The organism is Pseudomonas sp. GD03842, from assembly GCF_029841165.1.
Taxonomy (GTDB): Bacteria; Pseudomonadota; Gammaproteobacteria; order Pseudomonadales; family Pseudomonadaceae; genus Aquipseudomonas.
Window position 1 is genome coordinate 1 of the sequence record NZ_JAOCEA010000009.1, and the last position, 21089, is coordinate 21089.

A 21089-nucleotide genomic window follows, 5' to 3' on the forward strand; every position below is an offset into this window, starting at 1 on the left:
AGCCTGAGAGCGATTCCGTGGATCTTCGCCTGGACGCAAACGCGCTTGATGCTGCCCGCCTGGTTGGGCTGGGAGCAGGCCTTGGGCAATGCGCTGGCACGAGGACAGGGGGAGCTGCTCGGTCAAATGCGTGAACAGTGGCCGTTTTTCCGCACCCGGATCGACATGCTTGAGATGGTGCTGGCCAAGGCCGACAGCGACATTGCCCAACTCTACGACGAACGTCTGGTTGACCCTACACTGCTCCACCTTGGTATACATCTACGCGACCTATTGTCGCAGGCGTGCCGGGTGGTATTGGGGCTGACCGGCCAGTCGCAGTTGCTGGCCCACAGTCCGGAAACCCTGGAGTTCATCAGTTTGCGCAATACCTACCTGGACCCTCTGCATCTGCTTCAGGCCGAGCTTCTGGCACGCTCGCGTCGGCAGGAGGCCAGCCTGGACAGTCCTCTCGTGCAGGCGCTTCTGGTGTCTGTGGCGGGGATTGCAGCCGGTTTACGCAATACCGGTTGAAACCAGGGTCGCTGAAGGGAGGCAGGCGCAAGCCTTCATCCTGCGCGTCGTGCCCGGCCGTGCATGGGGTATGCAGGGGGAGCCGAGACGGGTCATTCGAAAGTATCGACCGTCGGCAGGCGACCGGATTACGCCGTGTTGGTGCGACTTTTAGCGTCTTGTGCGGCAGGAATCGGCTGTGTATCTTGATCAGCCTTTTGGCCGTTGGGTCAGTAAATCTTTGAAGTGATTGGCCCCAATCAGGCGAATCCGACGAAATCTCTATAAAAAATTGAGGAGCACAACAATGCGCGTGATTCTGCTGGGAGCTCCCGGGGCCGGTAAAGGTACTCAGGCAACGTTCATCACCAAGAAATTCGGCATTCCACAAATCTCCACGGGCGACATGCTGCGCGCTGCGGTCAAGGCAGGCACCGAACTGGGCCTGAAGGCCAAGAGCGTCATGGACGCGGGCGGGCTGGTGTCCGACGATCTGATCATCGGCCTGATCAAGGATCGCCTGTCGCAGCCTGATTGCGCCAACGGCTGCCTGTTCGACGGCTTCCCGCGTACCATTCCTCAAGCGGAAGCCTTGAAGAATGCAGGTCTGACGATCGATCACGTCGTTGAAATCAAGGTCGACGACGAAGAGATCGTCAAGCGCATTTCCGGGCGCCGGGTGCACGAAGGGTCTGGCCGGGTTTACCACACCGTGTTCAACCCGCCGAAGGTCGAAGGCAAAGACGACGAAACCGGCGAGGACCTCATTCAACGCAAAGACGACGTCGAAGAAACCGTGCGCCATCGTCTGTCGGTCTATCACGCACAGACCGAGCCGCTGGTGGAGTTCTACAAGCAGCTGGAAGCCAAGGACGGGACGCCCAAGTTCAGCAGTATTCCGGGCGTTGGCTCGGTCGAAGACATCACCGCGAAGGTGAATGCAGCACTCGCCTGATTCCTCTTCGGCACAATGGACAACGGCCCGCTTGCGGGCTGTTGTTGTTTATAATGCGGCACTTTTCGCACACCCCCCTCACGCACGGAACCCGACGATGACCACCTTGCTGGCCCTGGACACCGCCACTGAAGCCTGCTCAGTTGCTTTGCTGCACGATGGCAAGGTGCTGACTCACTACGAGGTGATCCCGCGTCTGCATGCCCAGAAGCTGTTGCCCATGATCAAGAATCTGTTGGCCGAGGCAGAGATTACGCTGTCGGCGCTGGATGCCATCGCATTCGGCCGCGGGCCTGGCGCATTTACGGGCGTGCGCATTGCGATCGGCGTGGTGCAGGGGCTTGCCTTCGGTCTGGATCGCCCGGTGCTCCCGGTGTCTAACCTCGCCGCGCTGGCGCAACGTGCGTTTCGGGAGCAGGGCGCCACTCAGGTGGCAGCGGCGATCGATGCGCGTATGGACGAGGTGTATTGGGGGTGCTATCGCGAGGTCTCAGGGGAAATGCGCCTGGTCGGCAAGGAGGCAGTGATGCCGCCTGAACAGGCCTCTTTGCCCGATGACGCCGCGGGCAACTGGTTTGGCGCCGGCACGGGATGGGGGTACGGCGAGCGCATTGCTGTCATGCCGGGCGGGCGCGACGCCACGCTGTTGCCCCATGCCGAAGATCTGCTGACGCTGGGCGGTTTTGCCTGGCAACGCGGCGAAGCCATCGCCGCGGATCAGGCACAGCCTGTTTATCTGCGGGATAAGGTCGCTACGCCAAAAGCGCGCTGAGTGAACAATTACGCTGAGCGAAAAGTGCGTTAGCGGTGCGACCTGGGTCACAACTTCGCGACCGTTCGGCGATAAGTCATGGTTAACGGCTGGAAAGTTTTTAACGTTTTGTAATAACTGTGGTCTAGTTATCGTTCGCGAGTTTGCTTAAGTGCGTTCCGTGAGATTAAATCGCCACTACAAGACGCTGAGTAAGTTACCATGCGGATCAATGGTCCTTCACATCGCTCATACCCGATCAAGCGCAAGCCTCGTAAAGAGACTGCGACGATCGATAATGCTTCGGAAGAAGTGATCGATGATATTGAAGCCGCTCCGCAGCCTGCTCGCCGCCAGGCTGGCCATACCGCGAACGTACCCGCTCGCCAGCAAGACATCATCTTCCCCCGTGCCATGAGTCGCCGTGTCGCCCATGCGCTCAGCAGCTACCTGACGACCTCTACCTTCGTCGATTGGGATCTCGAAGTTTCGGGACTCGACCTGCACGTTTGAATATCGCTGATCTGCCTTACTGCATTGGTTGCCCGTCGTGGAGCGAAAGCGCCTGGCGTGATTCTTTATATCCCCCCGACGCGCAGAGCAATGAGTTCCTCGCACTGTATGCGCGTGTGTTCAACGCGGTGGAAGGTAATACGACCTTTTATGCTCGACCCAAGGACACCACCGTTCAACGTTGGGCGGATTTGTTGCCGGAACACTTTCGTTTCACTGCCAAATTTCCGGGGGACATCAGCCACGCGGGAGACCTGCGCGAGCACCTGACAGCCGTCGAGGATTTCCTGCGACTGCTGGCCCCGCTGGGCAGTCGTGTCGAGCCGCTGTGGTTGCAACTGCCTGCCAGCTTCACACCCCAACGGCTCGGAGAGCTGGCGACCTTCATCGATGCGCTGGAAGGGCGACCTTTGGCGGTCGAGGTGCGCAACATGGCGTTTTTCAGCAAAGGTGAAGAGGAGCGCGCGCTCAATCGGCTGTTGCTGGAGCGAGGCGTCGAGCGGATCTGTCTCGATTCGCGACCTCTGTTCAGTTGCGTGTCCCGTGATCCGGCCGTGCTTCACGCTCAATCGAAAAAGCCGAAAGTGCCTGTACGTCCCGCCGCGTTGACGCAATTTCCTCAGGTCCGTTTCATCGGCGGGCCCGAGCTGGATGCCAACCAGGTTTATGTCGAGCAGTGGGCGCTGAAAGTGGCGGCATGGATCGAAGAAGGGCGCACGCCGTATGTGTTTCTTCACACGCCGGATAACCTGCAAGCACCGGCGCTTGCTCGACGGTTCCATCGGCAGTTGATGGCGTTGCTGCCCGGCTTGCCGGATTTGCCTGACCTGGAGCGGGGGCCACAGGTGGAGCAACTCGGGTTGCTTTGAGGTCGATAGAGCAGGCCCTCCCGTTCACTCTGCGGATACCTGCTCATGCGTGGCTCGACCCTGTTCCTTTTATTGGTGTTGTTGGGCGCAGGCTTTGCCATTTCTGTCTGGCGAGAATGGTTGACGGTTCCAGATCGCTGGAACCCTTGGGCACCGCTCGACGTACGCGACGCGCCGAACCTGCTGACATCCTTCAAGTTATGGCGCCTGCAGGACGATGCGGCCTTGTGTGACCAGGCGCTGCAAACGTCCAGCTTGCGCTACACCCATCAGGTGGACAGTCCTGCCCAGGCCAGATGCCCGCTGACCAACACCTTGCGCATTCAAGGCGGGGACGTGGCGATGAGCAGCAGTTTTCTGTCCAGTTGTCCGCTGGCGGTGTCCTTTGCCCTGTTCGACCTCCACGAGTTGCAGCCCGCCGCCCAAAGCGTATTCGGTCAACGGGTGACGCGCATCGATCATCTGGGCAGCTTCGCCTGCCGCAATGTGTACAACCGCAGTGAGGGGCGTCTCAGCCAGCACGCGTCGGCGAACGCGCTCGATATCGCTGCGTTCCGTCTGGCTGATGGAAAACGGATCTCTGTGCTTCAGGATTGGGATGATTCCGGCGATAAAGGGAAATTCCTCAAGCGCGTCAGGGACGGCGCCTGCCGCTCGTTCAACGCCGTGCTGGGGCCGGACTACAACGCGGCGCATCGCAACCATTTTCACGTCGACATGGGGCTCTGGCGGGTTTGTCGGTAAGGTCCCGGCGAGGGCGGATCAGGCGGCGATGCGCAGATTCTGCAACACGATGGGCCGCGCCCACCCGTTATCGAAGTCCAGGTGGCGTTGCTGCTCGGTCATTTCATCGGCGCTGTAGGGTGTGGCAGGTTTGTCGGCCAGGTCCCACTCGAACTCGGCAATCGGCAGAAACAGAGGGCGAGGTTGAGGTCCGGGACCGGGATCGACGCTGTCGTCGTAGGGGTTGAGCACGGCTGGGCGTACCCAATGCGTTTCAATCTCCAAGTGACGCTGTTGTTCGATCATTTCGCTGGCACTGAATGGCACGGGCGGTTTTGCCAGGTCCCACTCGAATTCGGCGATGGGCAGGAACAACGGCTCTGGCGGATTGATTTCGTGATCTTCGACAGGGCAAGTGCGCTGCTCGACGATGGTGTGCAGTGTCCTGGCGCCGGCGATGGGCTCACCGGTCGTGCTGTCGGTTGCGGCAACGGGACTGGCCGCGACAACGACCCCCGCATTGTCGTCGACCTGTTGAGCCATTGCCCGGGCAAACGCATCCTGCCAGAGCTGCGTAACGCCGCTCAGGGTCTCGATATTGCGGACGCTGTAGTCACCTGCGTACGTCAAATAGCCGATTGAGGATGGATTCTGAATGTCTGACATAAGCGCTCGGTACATGCCTTGGGTCTGGCAGAATGCCGGATACTTTCGTTATCGGCAGCTACTGCCAATCATTAAGAAAATTTGGACGCATTGAAAAGATGAGTGATGAGCAAGCGGGCAGCCGCATTCGGGTCGAAACCCTGATTTCCGACGGCGAGCGGCAGGCCGCGCGGTGGGCTGAGCGCCTGGGACTGCCGCTTGACGATGCCCAGGCCGACTTCGCATTGCAAGTCGCTGAAGACGGGCTGCAGTTGCAACAATTGGGCGCTGATGCGCCGGGGCCGGTACGGGTGGATTTTGTCGAAGGCAAGGCGGCGCACCGTCGGCTGTTCGGCGGTGGCAGCGGGCAAATGATCGCAAAGGCCGTGGGGATACAACCGGGCGTGCGCCCGCGTGTGCTGGATGCGACCGCGGGGTTGGGAAAGGACGCCTTCGTGCTAGCGAGCCTGGGCTGCGAAATGAGCTTGATCGAGCGCCAGCCGATCATCGCCGCGCTACTCGAAGACGGCTTGGCTCGGGCCTCACAGAATTCGGACGTCGGCGCAATTGTTGGGCAGATGCGGCTGTTGACCGGCAACGCCATCGAGCTGATGCGCCTGTGGCAAGAGGAGGCGCCTCAGGTCATTTACCTCGATCCGATGTTTCCACATCGGGAGAAAACCGCGCTGGTGAAAAAGGAGATGCGCCTGTTTCGGCCCTTGGTCGGGGATGACATGGACGCGCCTGCTTTGCTAGAGGCGGCCTTGGCGTTGGCGACACACCGTGTCGTGGTCAAGCGCCCCCGCAAGGCGCCCTGCATCGCGGGGGCCAAGCCGGGGTACGCGCTGGATGGCAAATCGAGCCGGTATGACATCTACCCCAAGAAAGCGTTGAAGCCTTGAGGCCCATGCAGGATTCCCTCGCCTTGTGCGCAGCGCTGCATCAGGCGCGGTAGGCCTTCAGAAAAAGGGCGACGACCTCTCGCACATGACGATCCTCGGAAGATTGCTCAGCGGCAGTGCCGTGGCCAATCAACAGTCGGAAGTTTCCGACGCCTTTGATCAAGCTGAGGAAGTGGCCAGCCGCCCTTGCGGGTGAGTCGAAATGCAGCCCGTCCGTGTCGTTCAGCCGGGTCAGGACACGTTCCATTTCCTGGAGGATGCGCTGCGGCCCGGCCTCGAAGAAGACTTGCGACAACTCGGTGCCTTGGGTTCCCAGGGCAATCATCAGACGGTGCAGCTCCACGGATTCGGGGCTGTTGATCAGCGTCTGAAAGCCTCGCGCAATACCCAGCAACACTTTTTCCGCCGAAGCCGTGGGCGCCATGTCGACGAAAAGTTCAGGCACCTGCTCTTCACAACGGGCCACGACGGCGGCGGAAAACAAGGTCTCCTTGTCGGTGAAATGGCTGTAGACCGTGAGTTTGGAGACCCCGGCCTCAGCCGCGACCGCATCCATGCTGGTGTTCGCGTACCCATTGCGAATGAACAGGTTTTTCGCCGCCTCGAGGATGGCTTGGCGCTTGGCCGGATCTTTCGGGCGGCCGGGGCCGGTGGGAGCGGTTACGTCGGTCATTCGGAAGCCACGCCTGTCGGATTCAATAGTGGACTGTTCAGTTTGCTAATTCTGAATATACTCGCCAGTACAATTATTCCAAAAGCCTCTTCTGCCAAGGTGCCTCACCATGTTTCGCGATGCCTTGTTCCTTGTGCTGCCGGTCAGTCTGGCGTCGTTGCTGGTCGGTTGTGGGCAGGACGTGTCGGTTCCCGCCACGGTTCGCCCGGCCATGGTAGTGCAACCACTGCCATCCTCCCAATCCATGGACAGCTACCCAGGCGAAGTCCGGGCCCGGTTCGAACCAGACTTGGCGTTTCGCATTCCGGGTAAGGTCAGCCGACGTCTCGTGGAGGAGGGCGAGCGCGTCAGGGCCGAGCAACCCTTGGCCGAACTGGACGCCCAGGACGTACGCCTGCAACTGGACGCCGCCCGCGCGCAGGTCGCGGCGGCCGAAGCCAATCTGCAATTGGTTCGCTCCGAGCGGGACCGTTACAAGACGCTGATGGACCGGCAAATGGTCAGCAAGTCGCAGTACGACAATGCCGAGAATCTTTATCGCGCCGGCGATGCGCGGCTCAAGCAGCTCAAGGCGGAATTCACCGTTGCCGACAACCAGACCCGCTACGCGGTACTGCGTGCCTCACAGGACGGCGTGATCGCCAAACGCCTGGTGGAAGTCGGGCAAGTGGTCGCCGCCGGTCAAACCGTGTTCACCCTGGCGGCCGATGGTGAGCGAGAAGTGGCGATCAGCCTGCCGGAACAGAATTTCGGGCGGTTCAAGATCGGCGATCCAGTCTCCGTCGAGCTATGGACGCAGCGGGAGCAGCGCTTGCCCGGACGCATTCGTGAGCTTTCCCCGGCTGCCGATCCCAAATCGCGGACGTTCGCCGCGCGCATTGCGTTCGCCGCAGGCAAGGTGCCCGCCGAACTGGGGCAGAGCGCGCGGGTGTTCATCGCCGCCGATCACGCGGTGTCCTTGTCGGTACCGCTGTCCGCGGTGACCGCCGAGAAGGGTCAGACCTACGTCTGGCGCCTGCAGAGCGACGGCACCCTGAAACGCACCCCGGTTCAGGTAGGGCCTTATGGCCAGGAGTCCGTGCCGGTGCTGAGTGGCCTGGCCGCCAGCGACTGGGTGGTGGCCGCGGGTGTCCATGTGTTGCATGAGGGCGAGCGAGTGCGGCCTGTGGACCGCAGTAACCGGGCGATCAAACTGGCCGACAAGGAGTAGGCACGGATGCGTTTCAACCTTTCCGAATGGGCGCTGCGCAATCGGCAGATGGTCTTGTATCTGATGATCCTGCTGGCGGTGGTGGGTGCCTTGTCTTACACCAAGCTGGGGCAGAGCGAAGACCCGCCTTTCACCTTCAAAGCCATGGTCATCCGCACCCTTTGGCCGGGTGCCAGTGCCGAAGAAGTGGCGCGGCAGGTGACCGATCGTATTGAAAAGAAACTGATGGAAACCGGCGACTACGAGCGCATCGTGTCCTTTTCCCGGCCAGGCGAATCCCAGGTGACGTTCATGGCGCGGGATTCACTCGTCTCGGCCAAATTGCCCGAGCTCTGGTACCAGATCCGCAAGAAGGTCGGCGACATCCGTCAGACCCTGCCGACGGGCGTTCAGGGCCCGTTCTTCAACGACGAATTCGGCACGACCTTCGGCAATATCTATGCGCTGACAGGCGAGGGATTCGACTACGCCGTCATGAAAGATTACGCCGACCGCATCCAGATCCAGCTGCAGCGAGTCAAGGATGTGGGCAAGGTGGAGTTGATTGGCCTGCAGGATGAAAAAATCTGGATCGAGCTTTCCAACGTCAAGCTCGCCACCCTGGGCCTGCCGCTGTCGGCTGTCCAGCAAGCACTCGAAGCACAGAACGCGGTGGTGGCGGCAAGTTTCTTCGAGACCCCCAATGAGCGGGTGCAATTGCGGGTGACCGGGCGTTTTCAAACGGTCGATGAACTTCGCGATTTCCCGATTCGCGTCGGTGACCGCACGTTCCGTATCAGTGATCTTGCCGATGTGCGCCGGGGTTTCAACGATCCGCCCGCACCGCGCATGCGTTTCATGGGCGAGGACGCCATCGGCTTGGCGGTTGCGATGAAGGACGGCGGTGACATCCTGGTCCTGGGCCGCGCGCTGGAAAACGAATTCGCCCGCCTGCAGAGCAACCTGCCCGCCGGGATGCAGTTGCACAAGGTCTCCGACCAGCCTGCTGCGGTCAAAAGCAGCGTCGGCGAATTTGTACGCGTGCTCGCCGAGGCGCTGGGGATCGTACTGTTGGTGAGCTTCTTCTCGCTCGGTGTGCGCACCGGCATGGTGGTGGCGCTGGCGATCCCGGTCGTGCTGGCGATGACTTTCGCCACGATGTACTACCTCGGTATCGGGTTGCACAAGATTTCCCTTGGGGCGTTGGTGCTGGCGCTCGGATTGCTGGTGGACGATGCGATCATCGCCGTGGAAATGATGGCGATCAAAATGGAGCAAGGCTATGACCGGCTCAAGGCTGCCGCTTTCGCCTGGACCAGCACGGCGTTTCCGATGCTCACGGGCACGCTGATCACCGCGGCGGGCTTTTTGCCAATTGCCACCGCGCAGTCCAGTACAGGCGAATACACCCGGTCGATCTTTCAGGTGGTGACGATAGCGCTGTTGGCTTCGTGGATCGCCGCGGTGGTCTTCGTGCCGTACCTGGGGGAACGGCTGTTGCCCGATCTGGCCAGGCTTCATGCCGCCAGGCACGGCTCGGGCCCGGACGCTCCGGACCCCTATGGCACGCCGTTCTACCTTCGCGTCCGCGCGCTGGTCGGCTGGTGCGTGCGCCGACGCAAGACCGTGATCGTACTGACCATCGTGTTGTTCGCGCTGTCGATCATCAGCTTTCGCTTTGTCCCGCAGCAATTCTTCCCGGCATCCGGCCGGCTGGAGTTGATGGTCGATCTCAAGCTCGCCGAGGGCGCATCGCTCAGTAACACGGCGGACCAGGTCAAGCGCCTGGAAGGCATGCTGAAAGACCATGCCGGCGTCGAGAATTATGTCGCCTACGTCGGGACCGGTTCACCGCGTTTTTACCTGCCGCTGGACCAGCAACTCCCGGCGGCGAGCTTTGCCCAATTCGTGGTGCTGGCCAAAACCATCGAAGACCGAGAAGCGCTGCGCACTTGGCTGATACAGACGCTGGATGAGCAGTTCCCTATGCTGCGCCCGCGCGTCACGCGCCTGGAGAATGGGCCACCCGTGGGGTACCCGGTGCAGTTCCGGGTGACCGGTGAGCACATCGATGAGGTGCGTGCGCTGGCCCGAGACGTCGCGGCCAAGGTGCGCGAAAACCCTCATGTGGTGAACGTACATCTGGATTGGGAGGAGCCGAGCAAGGTCGTGTACCTCAACGTCGACCAGGACCGGGCGCGAGCGCTTGGCGTGACCACTGCCGACCTGTCGCGCTTCCTGCAAAGCCAGTTGACCGGCTCCAGTGTCAGCCAGTACCGCGAAGACGATGAACTGATTGAAATCCTGCTGCGTGGCACTGAACAGGAGCGCCATGCATTGGGCAGCCTGGCGAGCCTGTCAGTGCCGACCGCCAACGGGATGAGCGTGGCACTGTCCCAGGTGGCGACGCTCGAATACGGTTTTGAGGAAGGCATCATCTGGCATCGCAATCGCCTGCCGAACGTGACGATTCGAGCCGACATTTACGGCAAAGAGCAACCGGCGACGCTGGTCAAGCAGATCCTCCCGACCCTCGATGGGGTGCGTGCGCAGTTGCCGGACGGCTATCTGCTGGAAGTCGGCGGTACGGTCGAAGATTCCGCCCGTGGTCAGAATTCGGTGAACGCCGGGGTGCCATTGTTCATCGTCGTGGTCCTGACGTTGCTGATGATCCAGCTGCGCAGTTTCTCGCTCACGTTCATGGTTTTTCTCACAGCTCCGTTAGGCCTGATAGGGGTGACGCTGTTTCTGCTGATTTTCCGCCAGCCCTTCGGGTTTGTGGCCATGCTTGGCACCATCGCTCTGTCGGGGATGATCATGCGCAACTCGGTGATCCTGGTGGATCAGATCGAACAGGACATTGCCGCCGGCCTTGACCGTTGGCAGGCCATCATCGAGGCGACCGTGCGCCGCTTCCGGCCCATTGTGCTGACCGCGCTTGCGGCGGTGCTGGCGATGATCCCGCTGTCGCGCAGCGTGTTCTTCGGGCCGATGGCGGTGGCGATCATGGGAGGCTTGATCGTGGCGACCGCCCTGACGTTGCTGTTCCTGCCCGCACTGTACGCGGCCTGGTTTCGGGTGAAGAAAAGCGAAAGCACTTGAGCGCTTTGTTGCCGCGCCCCAGCAGCAAGGCCGGTGCCTGCGGTCTGGTGGTGGAGTGCCTTTGAAGGGTGAGCGGTCAATCTCTGCGGTAGGGTGGGCCAGGTCTGTCTGTACTGCACCAGGCCAGATCTGGCCTGGTCTCATATGTGCGGGCGAAGCCTTATTTCAGGTTCCCGCTGAGGAATTGCTGCAACCGCTCGCTTTTCGGGCTGCCCAGCACGTCATCGGGGTGGCCCATTTCTTCGATCTGGCCCTGGTGCAGGAACACCACCTGATTGGCCACCTTGCGAGCGAAGCCCATCTCGTGCGTCACCAGGATCATGGTGCGGCCCTCTTCGGCCAAGCCTTGAATCACCTTCAGCACCTCGCCGACCAACTCCGGGTCGAGGGCCGAGGTCGGCTCGTCGAAAAGCATGATTTCCGGTTCCATCGCCAGGGCGCGAGCGATCGCTACGCGTTGTTGCTGACCGCCTGACAGGAAGGCCGGATACTGATCGGCCACGCGGGCCGGCAGGCCGACCTTTTCCAGGTACCGGCGTGCGCGGTCCTCCGCCTCCACCTTGGAAACGCCCAGCACCCGCCGCGGTGCCATGGTGATGTTTTCCAGCACCGTCATGTGGCTCCAGAGGTTGAAGTGCTGGAACACCATGGCCAGGCGTGTGCGGATTCGTTGCAGCTCGGCCGGATCGGCCACGCGCATGCCAGAGGCGTCGCTGACCATCTTGATGGGTTGGCCGTCGAGGCTCATGGCCCCGTCGTTGGGTTGTTCGAGGAAGTTGATGCAGCGCAGAAAGGTGCTCTTGCCCGAGCCGCTGGCGCCGATCAGGCAAATCACGTCACCGACGTTGGCCTTGAGCGACACGCCCTTGAGAACTTCGTGGTCACCGTAGCTTTTATGCAGGCCATCGATGGTCAGTTTGTACATGACGGGCAATCCTTAAGGAGAAAGTAAGTAGCCGCTGCGAAACGGCTCGGTGCCGGCGACATGGGCGATGACCATGCCGGCGGTCGCCATGCGTCGCAAGGAGCGGGCGTACATCAGGCCGGCGTTCGCCGCGTGAACGGGCGTCACGGCGTCGCTGATCGGGTCGATGACTTCGGCGATCAACTGACCGGCCTCGACGTATTCGCCTGGCAAGGTGCAGAACACCAGCAGGCCCCCCACTGGCGTCGCGACGGGCTCCACCGCTGCGAGAGGGGTGGCCGGATAAATCAGTTCGGGTGCCGGCGCGGGCTCGCCGGCAATGGCGCCGTATTGCATCAGGTAATTGAGGATGGCCTGACAGTCGCGACTTCCCAGCGCGTGGTTGACGTCGCCCTGACCCCGCAGTTCGAGGGTCACGGAGAAACTGCCCAGCTCGATGGGGAAGCGCTTTTCGAAGCGTTGCTGCAATTGCCACCAGACCAACGTAAAGCACTCGTCGAACGACTGGCCACCCGAGTCGGTCGCCAACAGGCTCGCCTGGGCGCCCAGATAGCGAGACAGCGGCTCGACCTGCGGCCAGGCTTCTGGCGTGGTGTACAGATGTTCCACCGATTCGAAGTCGCAGTGCAGATCCAGCACCATGTCGGCGTCGCAGGCCAGCCGCTGCAGCGTCAGACGTTGCGAATCGAGTTGCGTGGCGGCCGTTCGCGCGTTCAGCCCGGCGAGCAGGCGATCGCGGATCAGCGCAGTGTTGCGCTTCGCGTCGGCGCCCAGCGAAGCTTCTACCTCATCGCCGACCTGCTGCGCGAGGTCGACGAAATGGCGGTTGAAGTTCTGGCCACTCTCCAGCTCGTAGCGGCCTAATGGCGTGTCCATCAACACCTGCTCAAGCCCCGCAGGGTTGGCAACCGGCACGACCACGATTTCGCCGAGCAACTGCCCGGCTTTTTCCAGTTCGGCCAGGCGTTGCTTCAAATACCAGGCCACCAGCATGCCGGGAAGCTCGTCGGCGTGCAGCGAGGATTGGATGTAGATCTTGCAGGCCCCGTTTTCCGGGCCGTAGTGAAAGCTGTGGATCTGCCGTGCGGTGCCAGGCACCGGCGACAGCAGGTCATGGGTCAGGTGTCGCATGCAGAAGTCCTAGTGAGACGGGCCGAGAAAGGCCAGCCAGCGCCGTTCGGCCAATCTGAACAGGCCCACCAGAATGAAGGTGATCGTCAGGTAGATCAGCGCCGCAATGCCAAACGACTGAAACGTCATGAAGGTGGCCGAGTTTGCATCCCGCGCCACTTTGAGGATGTCAGGGACTGTGGCAGTGAACGCGACGGTGGTCGAGTGCAGCATCAGGATCACTTCGTTGCTGTAGTAAGGCAGCGAACGACGCAGGGCCGATGGCATGATCACATAGGCATACAGGCGCCAGCCAGTCAGGCCGTAGGCCTTGGCCGCTTCGACTTCGCCGTGGTTCATGCTGCGGATCGCCCCGGCGAAGATCTCGGTGGTGTACGCGCAGGTGTTCAACGCGAACGCCAGGATCGTGCAGTTCATTGCGTCGCGGAAGAAGGCGTTGAGCAATGGCTGCTCGCGCACGGCGGCAATGCTGTAAATGCCGGTGTAGCAGATCAGCAGCTGGATATAGAGCGGCGTGCCGCGGAACAGGTAGGTGTAGAACTGCACCGGCCAGCGCACCAGCGGGTTCGGCGAAACCCGGGCAATGGACAGCGGAATCGAGACGATGAAGCCAATCGCGATGGATGCGCTGAGCAACCACAGGGTCATGGCCAGCCCGGTGATGTTCTGGCCGTCGGTGTAGAGGAATGCACGCCAGTATTCTTGAAGCAGTTCGATCATCGTTGAGCCTCCCGGCTGCCTGCGGCGTAACGCCGTTCAGCCCAGCGCAGGGCGAAGTTGGAGACGCTGGTGATGACCAGATAGATCAGCGCCGCCAGCACCAGAAAATAGAACAGTTGATAGGTGCTTTTGCCAGCGTCCTGGGACGCTTTGACCAGATCGGCCAGCCCGATGATCGACACCAGGGCCGTGGCCTTGAGCACCACCTGCCAGTTATTGCCGATGCCGGGAAGGGCAAAGCGCATCATTTGCGGGAACACGACGATACGAAAGCGCTGGGCGCGGGTGAGGCCGTAGGCGATGGCGGCTTCGACTTGCCCGCGCGGCACGGCCAGGATCGCGCCTCGGAAGGTTTCCGTAAAATAGGCGCCGTAGATGAAGCCCAAGGTGATGACGCCCGCAGCGAAGGGATCGATCTCGATGTAGTCCCATTCCATCGCTTCGGTGAAGGTGGTCAGCCAGGTTTGCAGGCTGTAGAAAATCAGCAGCATCAGCACCAGGTCAGGTACGCCTCGGATCAGCGTGGTGTAGACCTGTGCCGGAACCCGCAGGAGCGCGGTCTTGGAGAGTTTGGCGCTGGCGCCCAGCAGGCCGAGCACGATGGCCAGCAGCAGCGACATCACCGACAATTTGATGGTCATCCAGGTGCCCTGCATCAGCAAAGGGCCAAAACCGTTGAGGCTGAAGGCGGACAATCCCAGGTTTTGCAGAAGAGTTTCGAACATGTGCAACCTATACAGTCAATAAAAACGCCCGTTTGTCTCAGCGAGGGGATTCGGATGATCGCTGAAAGAAACGGGCGTTTGTTTTCTTACTTACCGCTGTACAGATTCAGATCGCCGAAGTGCTTCTTCTGGATCTCGGCGTACTTGCCGTCATCGTGTAACGCTTTGATACCTTTGTCCAAAAGCGCTTTCAGCTCTTTGTTACCTTTAGCGATGCCCACGGCGGTTTTGGATGGCAGCAGTGGGTCGTCGATCGGCTTGCTGACTTCATAGTCGGCGCCTTGCGAAGATTTCAGGAAGCCCAGCTCGGCTTGCAGCATGTCTTGCACGGAGGCGTCCAGACGGCCGGACACGAGGTCAGCGTAGACCTGATCCTGGTTAGCGTAGGCTTTGGTTTTCACGCCTGCCTTGTCCAGGATGGCCTTGGCGTAGGCTTCCTGGATGGTGCCTTGCTCGTAACCGACGAACTTGCCTTTGAGGGACGCCACGTCTGCGCTCAGGCCAGAACCTTTCTTGTAGACCAGCGAGGTCGGACCGGAGAACAGCTCGCTGGAGAAGTCGATGACTTTTTCGCGCGCAGGGGTCACGGTCATGGACGAGATCACGCCGTCGAACTTATTGGCTTTGAGGCCAGGAATCATGCCGTCGAAATCGCTTTCGACCCATTTGCACTTGACCTTCAGCTCTGCACAGATCGCGTTGCCCAGATCGATGTCGAAGCCGATCAGGCTGCCGTCAGCGGCTTTCGATTCGAATGGAGCGTAGGAAGGATCGACGCCGAAACGCAGCTCCTTGTATTCCTTGGCCATAGCGTTGCCAGCGGCCAGGCAGACAGCGAGTGCGGAAAGGGTCAGCCATGCTTTTTTCATCGTTCAGTCCTTAAAACCAAATTGGGCGTTGGGAACACGCGTAGGCTTGCTACCGGCAGGAGCCAGACCGCAAAAAGATAGCAATTTCCGAACCAAAGAGACGAACGTGCGTTTTAAATGTACGGAGTTGTCGCAATGATGACTTTGAGCCATCTCTTGTCTTTTTTCAGGGCGCCTGAGGCAGGGGCAGAGTAGCGGAAACCGGCAAAAAGGGCGCGTAAAAAAACGCTCCACGCGTCGTGTGTTTCTCCTCGCGACCGACTGTGGAGGGTTTGGTAGCAGTCCGCCCTCGACGGTGCCGAGTGGGCGCATGCTTCTGTACGGGGGGCCAAGCGGCCCCTTCGCCCTGCACGAATTTGGGGCGTCCGTTCGGCGCACGGTTGATGCACAGGCACCAAAGAAGGGCTCAGGCAAGCAGGTCTTGCAAGGTCGCCAGACTGTCGGCTTCGGCCACCGGCTTGTCATGCCGCCATCGGAGCATGCGTGGGAATCTCACGGCGATCCCGCTTTTGTGGCGCTTGGACAACGCGATGCCCTCGAACCCCAGCTCGAACACGAGCGTTGGCGTGACACTCCGGACAGGGCCGAACTTTTCAACGGTGGTCTTGCGAATGATTGCATCGACTTTGCGCATCTCCTCGTCGGTCAATCCTGAATATGCTTTGGCAAACGGCACCAATGTGCGTTCGCTGCTGCCCTGTGGGCCATCCCATACCGCGAAGGTGTAGTCGCTGTACAGGCTGGCGCGGCGGCCGTGACCGCGCTGAGCATAGATCAGCACGGCGTCGACGCTGAGCGGGTCGATCTTCCACTTCCACCAGACGCCCATGTCCTTGGTTCGCCCCACGCCGTACAACGCATCCCGTGCCTTGAGCATCATGCCTTCGACGCCCAGGCTGCGCGACGCTTCGCGCTGGCGGGCCAGGTCAGTCCAGTCCGAGCCGGTCAGCACGGGGGAGGGCATCAATACCGGGCTGCTGGCACGGGCAATCACCTGCTCCAATTGGGCCCGCCGCTCATGCTGTGGACGATTGCGCCAGTCGTGCCCCGACCATTCCAGCAAATCGTAGGCAAGGACCACCACCGGTACGTCTTCCAGGATTTTCTTGCCCAGGGTTTTGCGGCCGATGCGCTGCTGGAGCAAGGCGAACGGCTGCACGGAAGGTGTCGACGCTTCAGCCGGCGCCAGTGCGAAGGCCTCGGATGCCTGCGGATCGGGCGCTGGCGCTTTCCACACGACGATCTCGCCATCGATCACCGTACCGTCGGGCAAACACCGGGCGAGGCTGTGCAGTTCCGGAAAACGGTCTGTCACCAGTTCCTCTCCCCGAGACCACACCCACAGACGTCCGTCGCGCTTGACCACCTGGGCGCGAATGCCATCCCACTTCCATTCCACCTGCCAGTTGTCGGTCGGTCCGAGCAGGTCGCCAAACGCTTCCACCGGCTGTTGGAGCGGGTGCGCGAGAAAGAAAGGATAGGGCTGGCCGCCACGCTGGGCGTGCTCATCTTCAGATTCTTCAGCGATCAGTTTGAGGTAGCCCTCGGCGGTGGGGCGGTGGGACAGGTCGGTGTAACCCACCAGGCGCTGCGCCACGCGTTTGCTGTCGATGCCGGCCAGGGCGGCGAGTGCGCGGGTGACCAGCAGCTTCGAGACGCCGACTCGAAAGCTGCCGGTGATCAGCTTCAGGCACACCATCAGGCTCTGACGGTCAAGTTGCGCCCAGAACGTCGGCAAGCGCTCCAACAGTTCTTCGGGTGGCAGGCCGCGCAGCGGCAACAGATGATGTTCCATCCAACTGGCCAGTCCGTCTTCGGAGCTGTGTATCGCTTCAGGCAAGAGCAATGACAGCGTTTCCGCAAGGTCACCAACGGCTTGATAACTTTCTTCGAACAGCCATTCTGGCAAGCCCGACAACGTCATGGCCTGCTCGCGCAACAAGCGCGTCGGGACCAATTGGCGGGGCCGCCCCCCCGACAAGAAGTACACGGCCCATGCCGCGTCCTCTGGTGCCGCAGCGGCGAAGTAGCGCTGCATCGCCGCCAGCTTGGCATTGCTCGACGTGGTGGCATCCAGTTGCGCGTAGAGTTCGGCGAAGGCTTTCATGGCGTCACCTGTCCCTGATCTTGAACCTCCTGAGGTTGCGCCGCGGTGTCATCCTCTTCGTCGCCGTACTCGGTGGTAAAGCCTTGTGCATCCAGACCCGATTCCCGCAGATAGCGCACCAAGACGGCGACCGAGCCATGGGTCACCATGACCCGCTCGGCGCCGGTGTTCTCGATGGCCCACAACAGGCCGGGCCAATCCGCATGGTCGGAAAGCACAAAGCCACGATCCACACCGCGGCGTCGGCGGGTGCCGCGCAGCATCATCCAGCCGCTGGCGAAGGCGTCGCTGAAATCGCCGAAGCGACGCATCCAGGTGCTGCCTCCTGCCGACGGCGGCGCGACGATCAATGCCTGGCGCAAGGCCGGGTCAGTTTTCTTGAAGTCTCCCGCATAGTGCGTCTCGGGAATGCGCACGCCGCCCTCGCGGTACACCCGGTTCAACGGCTCGACGGCCCCATGAACCAGAATCGGACCGATGTTCGGGTCGATGCCATGCAGGATGCGCTGGGCCTTGCCGAACGAGTACGCGAACAGCACGCTGGCTTTGCCGACCGCAGCGTTGGCCTGCCACCACTCATTGATCCCGCTGAAAATGTCGGCCTGAGGCTGCCAGCGATAGATGGGCAAGCCGAAGGTGGATTCGGTGATGAAGGTATGGCAGCGCACCGGCTCAAAGGGTTCGCAGGTGCCATCGGGCTCGACTTTGTAGTCGCCAGATGCAACCCATACCTCGCCTTGATACTCCAGCCGCACCTGTGCGGAGCCGAGCACGTGCCCTGCCGGATGCAGGCTGAGTTTCACACCGTGGTGGGTAATCGATTCGCCATATTCGAGGGTTTGCAGATTGATGTCCTGCCCCAGTCGGGAGCGCAGGATACCTTCACCGGGCGCGGCGGCCAGATAATGCTGATTGCCGGTGCGGGCGTGGTCGCCGTGGCCGTGGGTAATGACGGAACGTGCGACCGGCCGCCAGGGATCGATGTAGAAATCCCCTGGCGGGCAGTACAGGCCTTCGGGGCGAGCGATGACAAGGTCCATGACATGACCACGGTGATGGGCTTGTCAGGTAGAGCGATGGGGGCGGGGAGAAGTTCGGCCTGATTGCGCTCGCCGTTGTGAACGCCGAAACCTGTGGCCAGCGTGGATTATGCCCTCACAGGTTCGGCGTGCGAATGCCTTATTTACCCGGCGTCAGCGTCAGGCGGGCCTTGCCATACACGCGCTCGAAATTCTCTGGCTGCAGCGGCACCGACATGTACTGCCCCTTGAACCACGGGTCGATGCCATCTGCGAAGTGTGAGCTGGCGGGGTTGCCTGACTGCCCGCCAGCGCTCTGGGCCATCATCGGCTCCTGCTGCGCGAAATCGACGATCATGCGCATGGCCGGCACCACCGCCGCATCGAAATCCTGACCCCAATGGAAGCCCGAGGCGTTGAGGGTGGTGTGATCGCCCCCCGCTGCCATCGGCCCCTTGACCACGCCAGCCTTGCTGCCGCCCAGCGCCGCCGTGAGTTGAGCGCTTTGTGCGGTCCAGCGGTACTGATGCAGTTTGCCCCATTGCCAGGCTTTGTGATCACTGCCCAATTGGCTCTCGCCGGCGCTGATCGCGGCGGCCAGGCTGCGGGCCAGGATGGTGGGCTTGTCTTCTTTCTGCGGGGTTTTCAGATCGTCCCAATAGGGGCTGTCTTCCCTCCCGAGCAGATGGTCGGCTTGAGGTGAGTAGGAAAGGTCGGCGCTCTGTACCAACGCCTTCCAGGATGCGCTGCTTTCCGGGCCCAGTTCGTCAAGGAAGATCTGCCGGGCACTTTCTTGCAGGAACAACTCGTAGAGGGCGGCATCGGCGGACACCGGCGACAGGCGCCCGTCGAATGCCATGAGGCGACCAAGGGCCTCCCGCGCTTTGTCCCGATCGACCGGTGGCAAGGCGTCGATGGCCTGTTTCAGGGGCCTGGCCATGCCCGGCGCTTCGAACATCTTCTTCAGCTTGGCAGCGAAGGTCGTGGTCTGGTCGTACTGCATCGCAATCGTGCTGCGAGTGTCCTGCTTGCCGCTGTTAGCCAGTTGGGCGAGGCGCTCGGCCCGCTCCGGATAATCCCACGAGTTCGAGAGCTGCATGCCGTATCCCTTTGGCACGGTGCGCTGGTTGGCTGTTCCGATCCAGCCTTGTGGCGGGTCCTGATCGTAGGGATGAAGCATGGCGTCGGCGTAACCGTCCCAGTCGAAGCGGCTGTCCCAGCCCGGCGAAGGAACCAGCCCTAGGCCGTCGCGACGGTTCGGGTAGCGACCGGTGACCTGCCAGCCGGTGTTCGAGGCATCGGCGAACACCATGTTCAAAGTGCTCGCGCGGATTTCCCGCGTGGCGTCGAAAGCGCGCTCGACAGTTTGCGCACGCGTCAGGTCGAACAGCGCGTCGAGGGATTTGTCGTCCTTGGCATTCGGGGTTTGCAAGGCGATCCCCAGGCCGCTGGCTACCTGCGTGGCGCTGCCGTTGAGCAGCGGGCCGTGACGGGTTTCGTAGGCCGCTTCACGAATCGGGCTGCTGCCGCGGATAAAGTAGGTTTCCTCGTGAGCGGCAGCGGGTGCCCATTTGCCATCGGCCATGAACATGAGGCAGTTGTTTTCGCGCTTGAGTTTCTCCAGGAACAGGTCCTGGTTGTCCCCCATCGCCGGGCCCATGCCCCAGGCCAGCTTGCCGTTGAACCCCGACAGCACCAGTGGCAGGCCCGCGACCGTTGCCCCCGCGGCCTGGTATTTCGGGGCGCGGATTTGCACGAAATTCCACAGCGACGGCAGGGTGGACGGCAACTGGCTGTCGGTGGCCAGCAGGCTCTTGCCCGCGCGAGCCCGTTGTGGGGCGATGACCCAGTTGTTCGAGGCCGAAACCCCTAGCAAATTCAGGTCTGAGAGCTGCAGCGCTGCTTTGTCCAGGTCGGTCAGGCCGGGCAGTTGACTGCCCAGATTCAGGCCTTTGAGCTTGTCGGCCTCGGCGAATGGCAGTTCTTCGTCAGGATAGGTCGGCAGCAGCCAGGCAAGCTTGTCGGCACTGACCTTCTGGGCCAGCACCAGCGAGGAAATTTCTTCCTGCAGGTTGACCGAGAGGCTGAAATTCAACAGGGCAAAAATCAGCGCCGAGTCCTGGGGTTGCCAGTACTCAGGCTTGTAGCCCGCATCGGCGAGGTCCGACGGCAGCTTGTCGCGATAGCGGAACAGGTAGGCGTTGACACCTCGCGCGTACACCTCGAAGAAGCGCTTCAAGCGGGGTGACGAAGCGTTGTAGAGGTCGCCGGCGGTCTGCTTGAGGTTAACCGCGCGCATCATGCGGTCCAGGTCGAGCGCGCCAGCCCCCGCGATTTCCGACAGGCGGCCCTGAGCCAACAGCCGCATTTGCACCATTTGTGAGATGCGATCGCTGGCGTGAACGTATCCCAGGGTAAACAGGGCATCATGAAAGGTGCTGCTCTCGATCAGCGGCATGCCAAGGTTGTTACGACGCACCGAAACATTCTGCGCAAGGCCTTTGATCGCGTACACGCCACTGGTGGGCGGCAGGTTGTCACGGTCTTCGCCGCCCAGTTGGCAGCCGGCGAGACTCAGCAGCCCCAGCATGGCGGCGGCTGTACTGAGTCGCGTCTTCAGGGATGAGAGGGCTGGCGAGGCCATGATGAAGCTCCTGCGGGGGTAGGCGTTGGAAACGCGCTACGTTAGAGAGCCGTCAGGCGCCACGCAAGCTGGAAAAGCGAGTTATTGCAGGATTTTTAACGCGGCAAGCGCAGGACGTTGGGGAAGGGCGCTTGC

19 protein-coding genes are annotated in these 21089 nt (G+C 61.4%); 9 read left to right on the top strand and 10 right to left on the bottom strand.

Going from position 1 to position 21089, the window contains the following annotated elements:
* The 6 genes from N5D61_RS14095 to N5D61_RS14120 form a co-directional block, all read left to right on the top strand.
* A partial coding sequence (locus tag N5D61_RS14095; protein ID WP_279893286.1) for a phosphoenolpyruvate carboxylase occupies positions 1-513 on the top strand: 513 nt, incomplete at its 5' end.
* A 286-nt stretch (positions 514-799) separates the two neighbouring features.
* Positions 800-1447 carry an adenylate kinase gene (gene adk / locus N5D61_RS14100; RefSeq protein WP_108235815.1) on the top strand — a complete coding sequence of 216 codons (648 nt, stop codon included), beginning with the start codon at positions 800-802 and terminating at the stop codon, positions 1445-1447.
* Positions 1448-1544: 97 nt separating this feature from the next.
* Entirely contained in the window at positions 1545-2219 is a 675-nt protein-coding gene (tsaB, locus tag N5D61_RS14105; RefSeq protein ID WP_279893288.1) for a tRNA (adenosine(37)-N6)-threonylcarbamoyltransferase complex dimerization subunit type 1 TsaB, read from the top strand.
* A 201-nt stretch (positions 2220-2420) separates the two neighbouring features.
* Complete coding sequence (locus N5D61_RS14110; RefSeq protein WP_279893290.1) at positions 2421-2711, top strand: hypothetical protein; 291 nt, start codon at positions 2421-2423, stop codon at positions 2709-2711.
* 2 nt (positions 2712-2713) lie between these two features.
* Positions 2714-3580, top strand: coding sequence for a DUF72 domain-containing protein (locus N5D61_RS14115; protein WP_279893402.1), 867 nt, complete (start codon positions 2714-2716; stop codon positions 3578-3580).
* A gap of 45 nt (positions 3581-3625) precedes the next feature.
* Complete coding sequence (locus N5D61_RS14120) at positions 3626-4324, top strand: extensin family protein (RefSeq protein ID WP_279893291.1); 699 nt, start codon at positions 3626-3628, stop codon at positions 4322-4324.
* Positions 4325-4342: 18 nt separating this feature from the next.
* Here N5D61_RS14120 and N5D61_RS14125 read toward each other — a convergent pair whose 3' ends face one another.
* A complete protein-coding gene (locus N5D61_RS14125; RefSeq protein ID WP_279893292.1) occupies positions 4343-4969 on the bottom strand; it encodes an energy transducer TonB in 627 nt (208 codons plus the stop codon).
* Positions 4970-5067: 98 nt separating this feature from the next.
* Here N5D61_RS14125 and N5D61_RS14130 point away from each other — a divergent pair, with 98 nt between their 5' ends.
* Entirely contained in the window at positions 5068-5850 is a 783-nt protein-coding gene (locus N5D61_RS14130; protein WP_279893294.1) for a class I SAM-dependent methyltransferase, read from the top strand.
* Between the two features lie 40 nt (positions 5851-5890).
* On the opposite strand, the gene N5D61_RS14135 is transcribed toward N5D61_RS14130, so the two are convergent.
* On the bottom strand, positions 5891-6523 hold the full coding sequence (locus tag N5D61_RS14135) for a TetR/AcrR family transcriptional regulator (RefSeq protein WP_279893295.1): 633 nt from the start codon (positions 6521-6523) through the stop codon (positions 5891-5893).
* A 109-nt stretch (positions 6524-6632) separates the two neighbouring features.
* Between N5D61_RS14135 and N5D61_RS14140 the strand changes: the two genes are divergently transcribed.
* Together N5D61_RS14140 and N5D61_RS14145 are read left to right on the top strand one after the other, a co-directional pair.
* The gene (locus tag N5D61_RS14140; RefSeq protein WP_108235807.1) at positions 6633-7733 is read left to right on the top strand and encodes an efflux RND transporter periplasmic adaptor subunit; all 1101 of its coding nucleotides are present in this window, start codon (positions 6633-6635) and stop codon (positions 7731-7733) included.
* Between the two features lie 6 nt (positions 7734-7739).
* A complete protein-coding gene (locus tag N5D61_RS14145) occupies positions 7740-10814 on the top strand; it encodes an efflux RND transporter permease subunit (protein ID WP_279893296.1) in 3075 nt (1024 codons plus the stop codon).
* 160 nt (positions 10815-10974) lie between these two features.
* Here N5D61_RS14145 and N5D61_RS14150 read toward each other — a convergent pair whose 3' ends face one another.
* The 8 genes from N5D61_RS14150 to N5D61_RS14185 all read right to left on the bottom strand — a co-directional run bounded on the left by N5D61_RS14150 (position 10975) and on the right by N5D61_RS14185 (position 20954).
* A complete protein-coding gene (locus N5D61_RS14150) occupies positions 10975-11739 on the bottom strand; it encodes an ATP-binding cassette domain-containing protein (protein WP_108235805.1) in 765 nt (254 codons plus the stop codon).
* A gap of 12 nt (positions 11740-11751) precedes the next feature.
* Positions 11752-12870 (bottom strand): M14 family metallopeptidase, encoded by a 1119-nt coding sequence (locus N5D61_RS14155; RefSeq protein ID WP_279893297.1) that lies wholly within the window; start codon positions 12868-12870, stop codon positions 11752-11754.
* A 9-nt stretch (positions 12871-12879) separates the two neighbouring features.
* Positions 12880-13590 (bottom strand): ABC transporter permease, encoded by a 711-nt coding sequence (locus tag N5D61_RS14160; protein WP_108235803.1) that lies wholly within the window; start codon positions 13588-13590, stop codon positions 12880-12882.
* Positions 13587-14315, bottom strand: a complete 729-nt coding sequence (locus N5D61_RS14165; RefSeq protein ID WP_279893299.1) for an ABC transporter permease — start codon at positions 14313-14315, stop codon at positions 13587-13589. Before N5D61_RS14165 ends, N5D61_RS14160 begins: the two co-directional genes overlap by 4 nt.
* Before the next feature lie 86 nt (positions 14316-14401).
* Positions 14402-15184, bottom strand: coding sequence for a transporter substrate-binding domain-containing protein (locus tag N5D61_RS14170; RefSeq protein WP_279893300.1), 783 nt, complete (start codon positions 15182-15184; stop codon positions 14402-14404).
* Positions 15185-15590: 406 nt separating this feature from the next.
* Entirely contained in the window at positions 15591-17291 is a 1701-nt protein-coding gene (locus N5D61_RS14175; protein WP_279893301.1) for an ATP-dependent DNA ligase, read from the bottom strand.
* Entirely contained in the window at positions 17288-18331 is a 1044-nt protein-coding gene (locus N5D61_RS14180; RefSeq protein WP_279893302.1) for a ligase-associated DNA damage response exonuclease, read from the bottom strand. Before N5D61_RS14180 ends, N5D61_RS14175 begins: the two co-directional genes overlap by 4 nt.
* Positions 18332-18470: 139 nt before the next feature.
* Positions 18471-20954: a penicillin acylase family protein gene (locus N5D61_RS14185; protein WP_279893303.1), complete on the bottom strand. Its 2484-nt coding sequence runs from the start codon at positions 20952-20954 to the stop codon at positions 18471-18473.
* Between the last annotated feature and the right edge of the window lie 135 nt (positions 20955-21089).

Excerpts from the sequence above, each read along its gene's own strand:
- N5D61_RS14150 (WP_108235805.1), bottom strand. The coding sequence starts at position 11,739 with ATGTACAAACTGACCATCGATGGCCTGCATAAAAGCTACGGTGACCAC.
- N5D61_RS14125 (WP_279893292.1), bottom strand. The coding sequence starts at position 4,969 with ATGTCAGACATTCAGAATCCATCCTCAATCGGCTATTTGACGTACGCA.
- N5D61_RS14160 (WP_108235803.1), bottom strand. The coding sequence starts at position 13,590 with ATGATCGAACTGCTTCAAGAATACTGGCGTGCATTCCTCTACACCGAC.
- N5D61_RS14130 (WP_279893294.1), top strand. The coding sequence starts at position 5,068 with ATGAGTGATGAGCAAGCGGGCAGCCGCATTCGGGTCGAAACCCTGATT.
- N5D61_RS14170 (WP_279893300.1), bottom strand. The coding sequence starts at position 15,184 with ATGAAAAAAGCATGGCTGACCCTTTCCGCACTCGCTGTCTGCCTGGCC.
- N5D61_RS14120 (WP_279893291.1), top strand. The coding sequence starts at position 3,626 with ATGCGTGGCTCGACCCTGTTCCTTTTATTGGTGTTGTTGGGCGCAGGC.
- N5D61_RS14155 (WP_279893297.1), bottom strand. The coding sequence starts at position 12,870 with ATGCGACACCTGACCCATGACCTGCTGTCGCCGGTGCCTGGCACCGCA.
- N5D61_RS14145 (WP_279893296.1), top strand. The coding sequence starts at position 7,740 with ATGCGTTTCAACCTTTCCGAATGGGCGCTGCGCAATCGGCAGATGGTC.
- N5D61_RS14175 (WP_279893301.1), bottom strand. The coding sequence starts at position 17,291 with ATGAAAGCCTTCGCCGAACTCTACGCGCAACTGGATGCCACCACGTCG.
- N5D61_RS14185 (WP_279893303.1), bottom strand. The coding sequence starts at position 20,954 with ATGGCCTCGCCAGCCCTCTCATCCCTGAAGACGCGACTCAGTACAGCC.
- N5D61_RS14165 (WP_279893299.1), bottom strand. The coding sequence starts at position 14,315 with ATGTTCGAAACTCTTCTGCAAAACCTGGGATTGTCCGCCTTCAGCCTC.
- N5D61_RS14110 (WP_279893290.1), top strand. The coding sequence starts at position 2,421 with ATGCGGATCAATGGTCCTTCACATCGCTCATACCCGATCAAGCGCAAG.
- N5D61_RS14140 (WP_108235807.1), top strand. The coding sequence starts at position 6,633 with ATGTTTCGCGATGCCTTGTTCCTTGTGCTGCCGGTCAGTCTGGCGTCG.
- tsaB (WP_279893288.1), top strand. The coding sequence starts at position 1,545 with ATGACCACCTTGCTGGCCCTGGACACCGCCACTGAAGCCTGCTCAGTT.
- N5D61_RS14135 (WP_279893295.1), bottom strand. The coding sequence starts at position 6,523 with ATGACCGACGTAACCGCTCCCACCGGCCCCGGCCGCCCGAAAGATCCG.
- adk (WP_108235815.1), top strand. The coding sequence starts at position 800 with ATGCGCGTGATTCTGCTGGGAGCTCCCGGGGCCGGTAAAGGTACTCAG.
- N5D61_RS14180 (WP_279893302.1), bottom strand. The coding sequence starts at position 18,331 with ATGGACCTTGTCATCGCTCGCCCCGAAGGCCTGTACTGCCCGCCAGGG.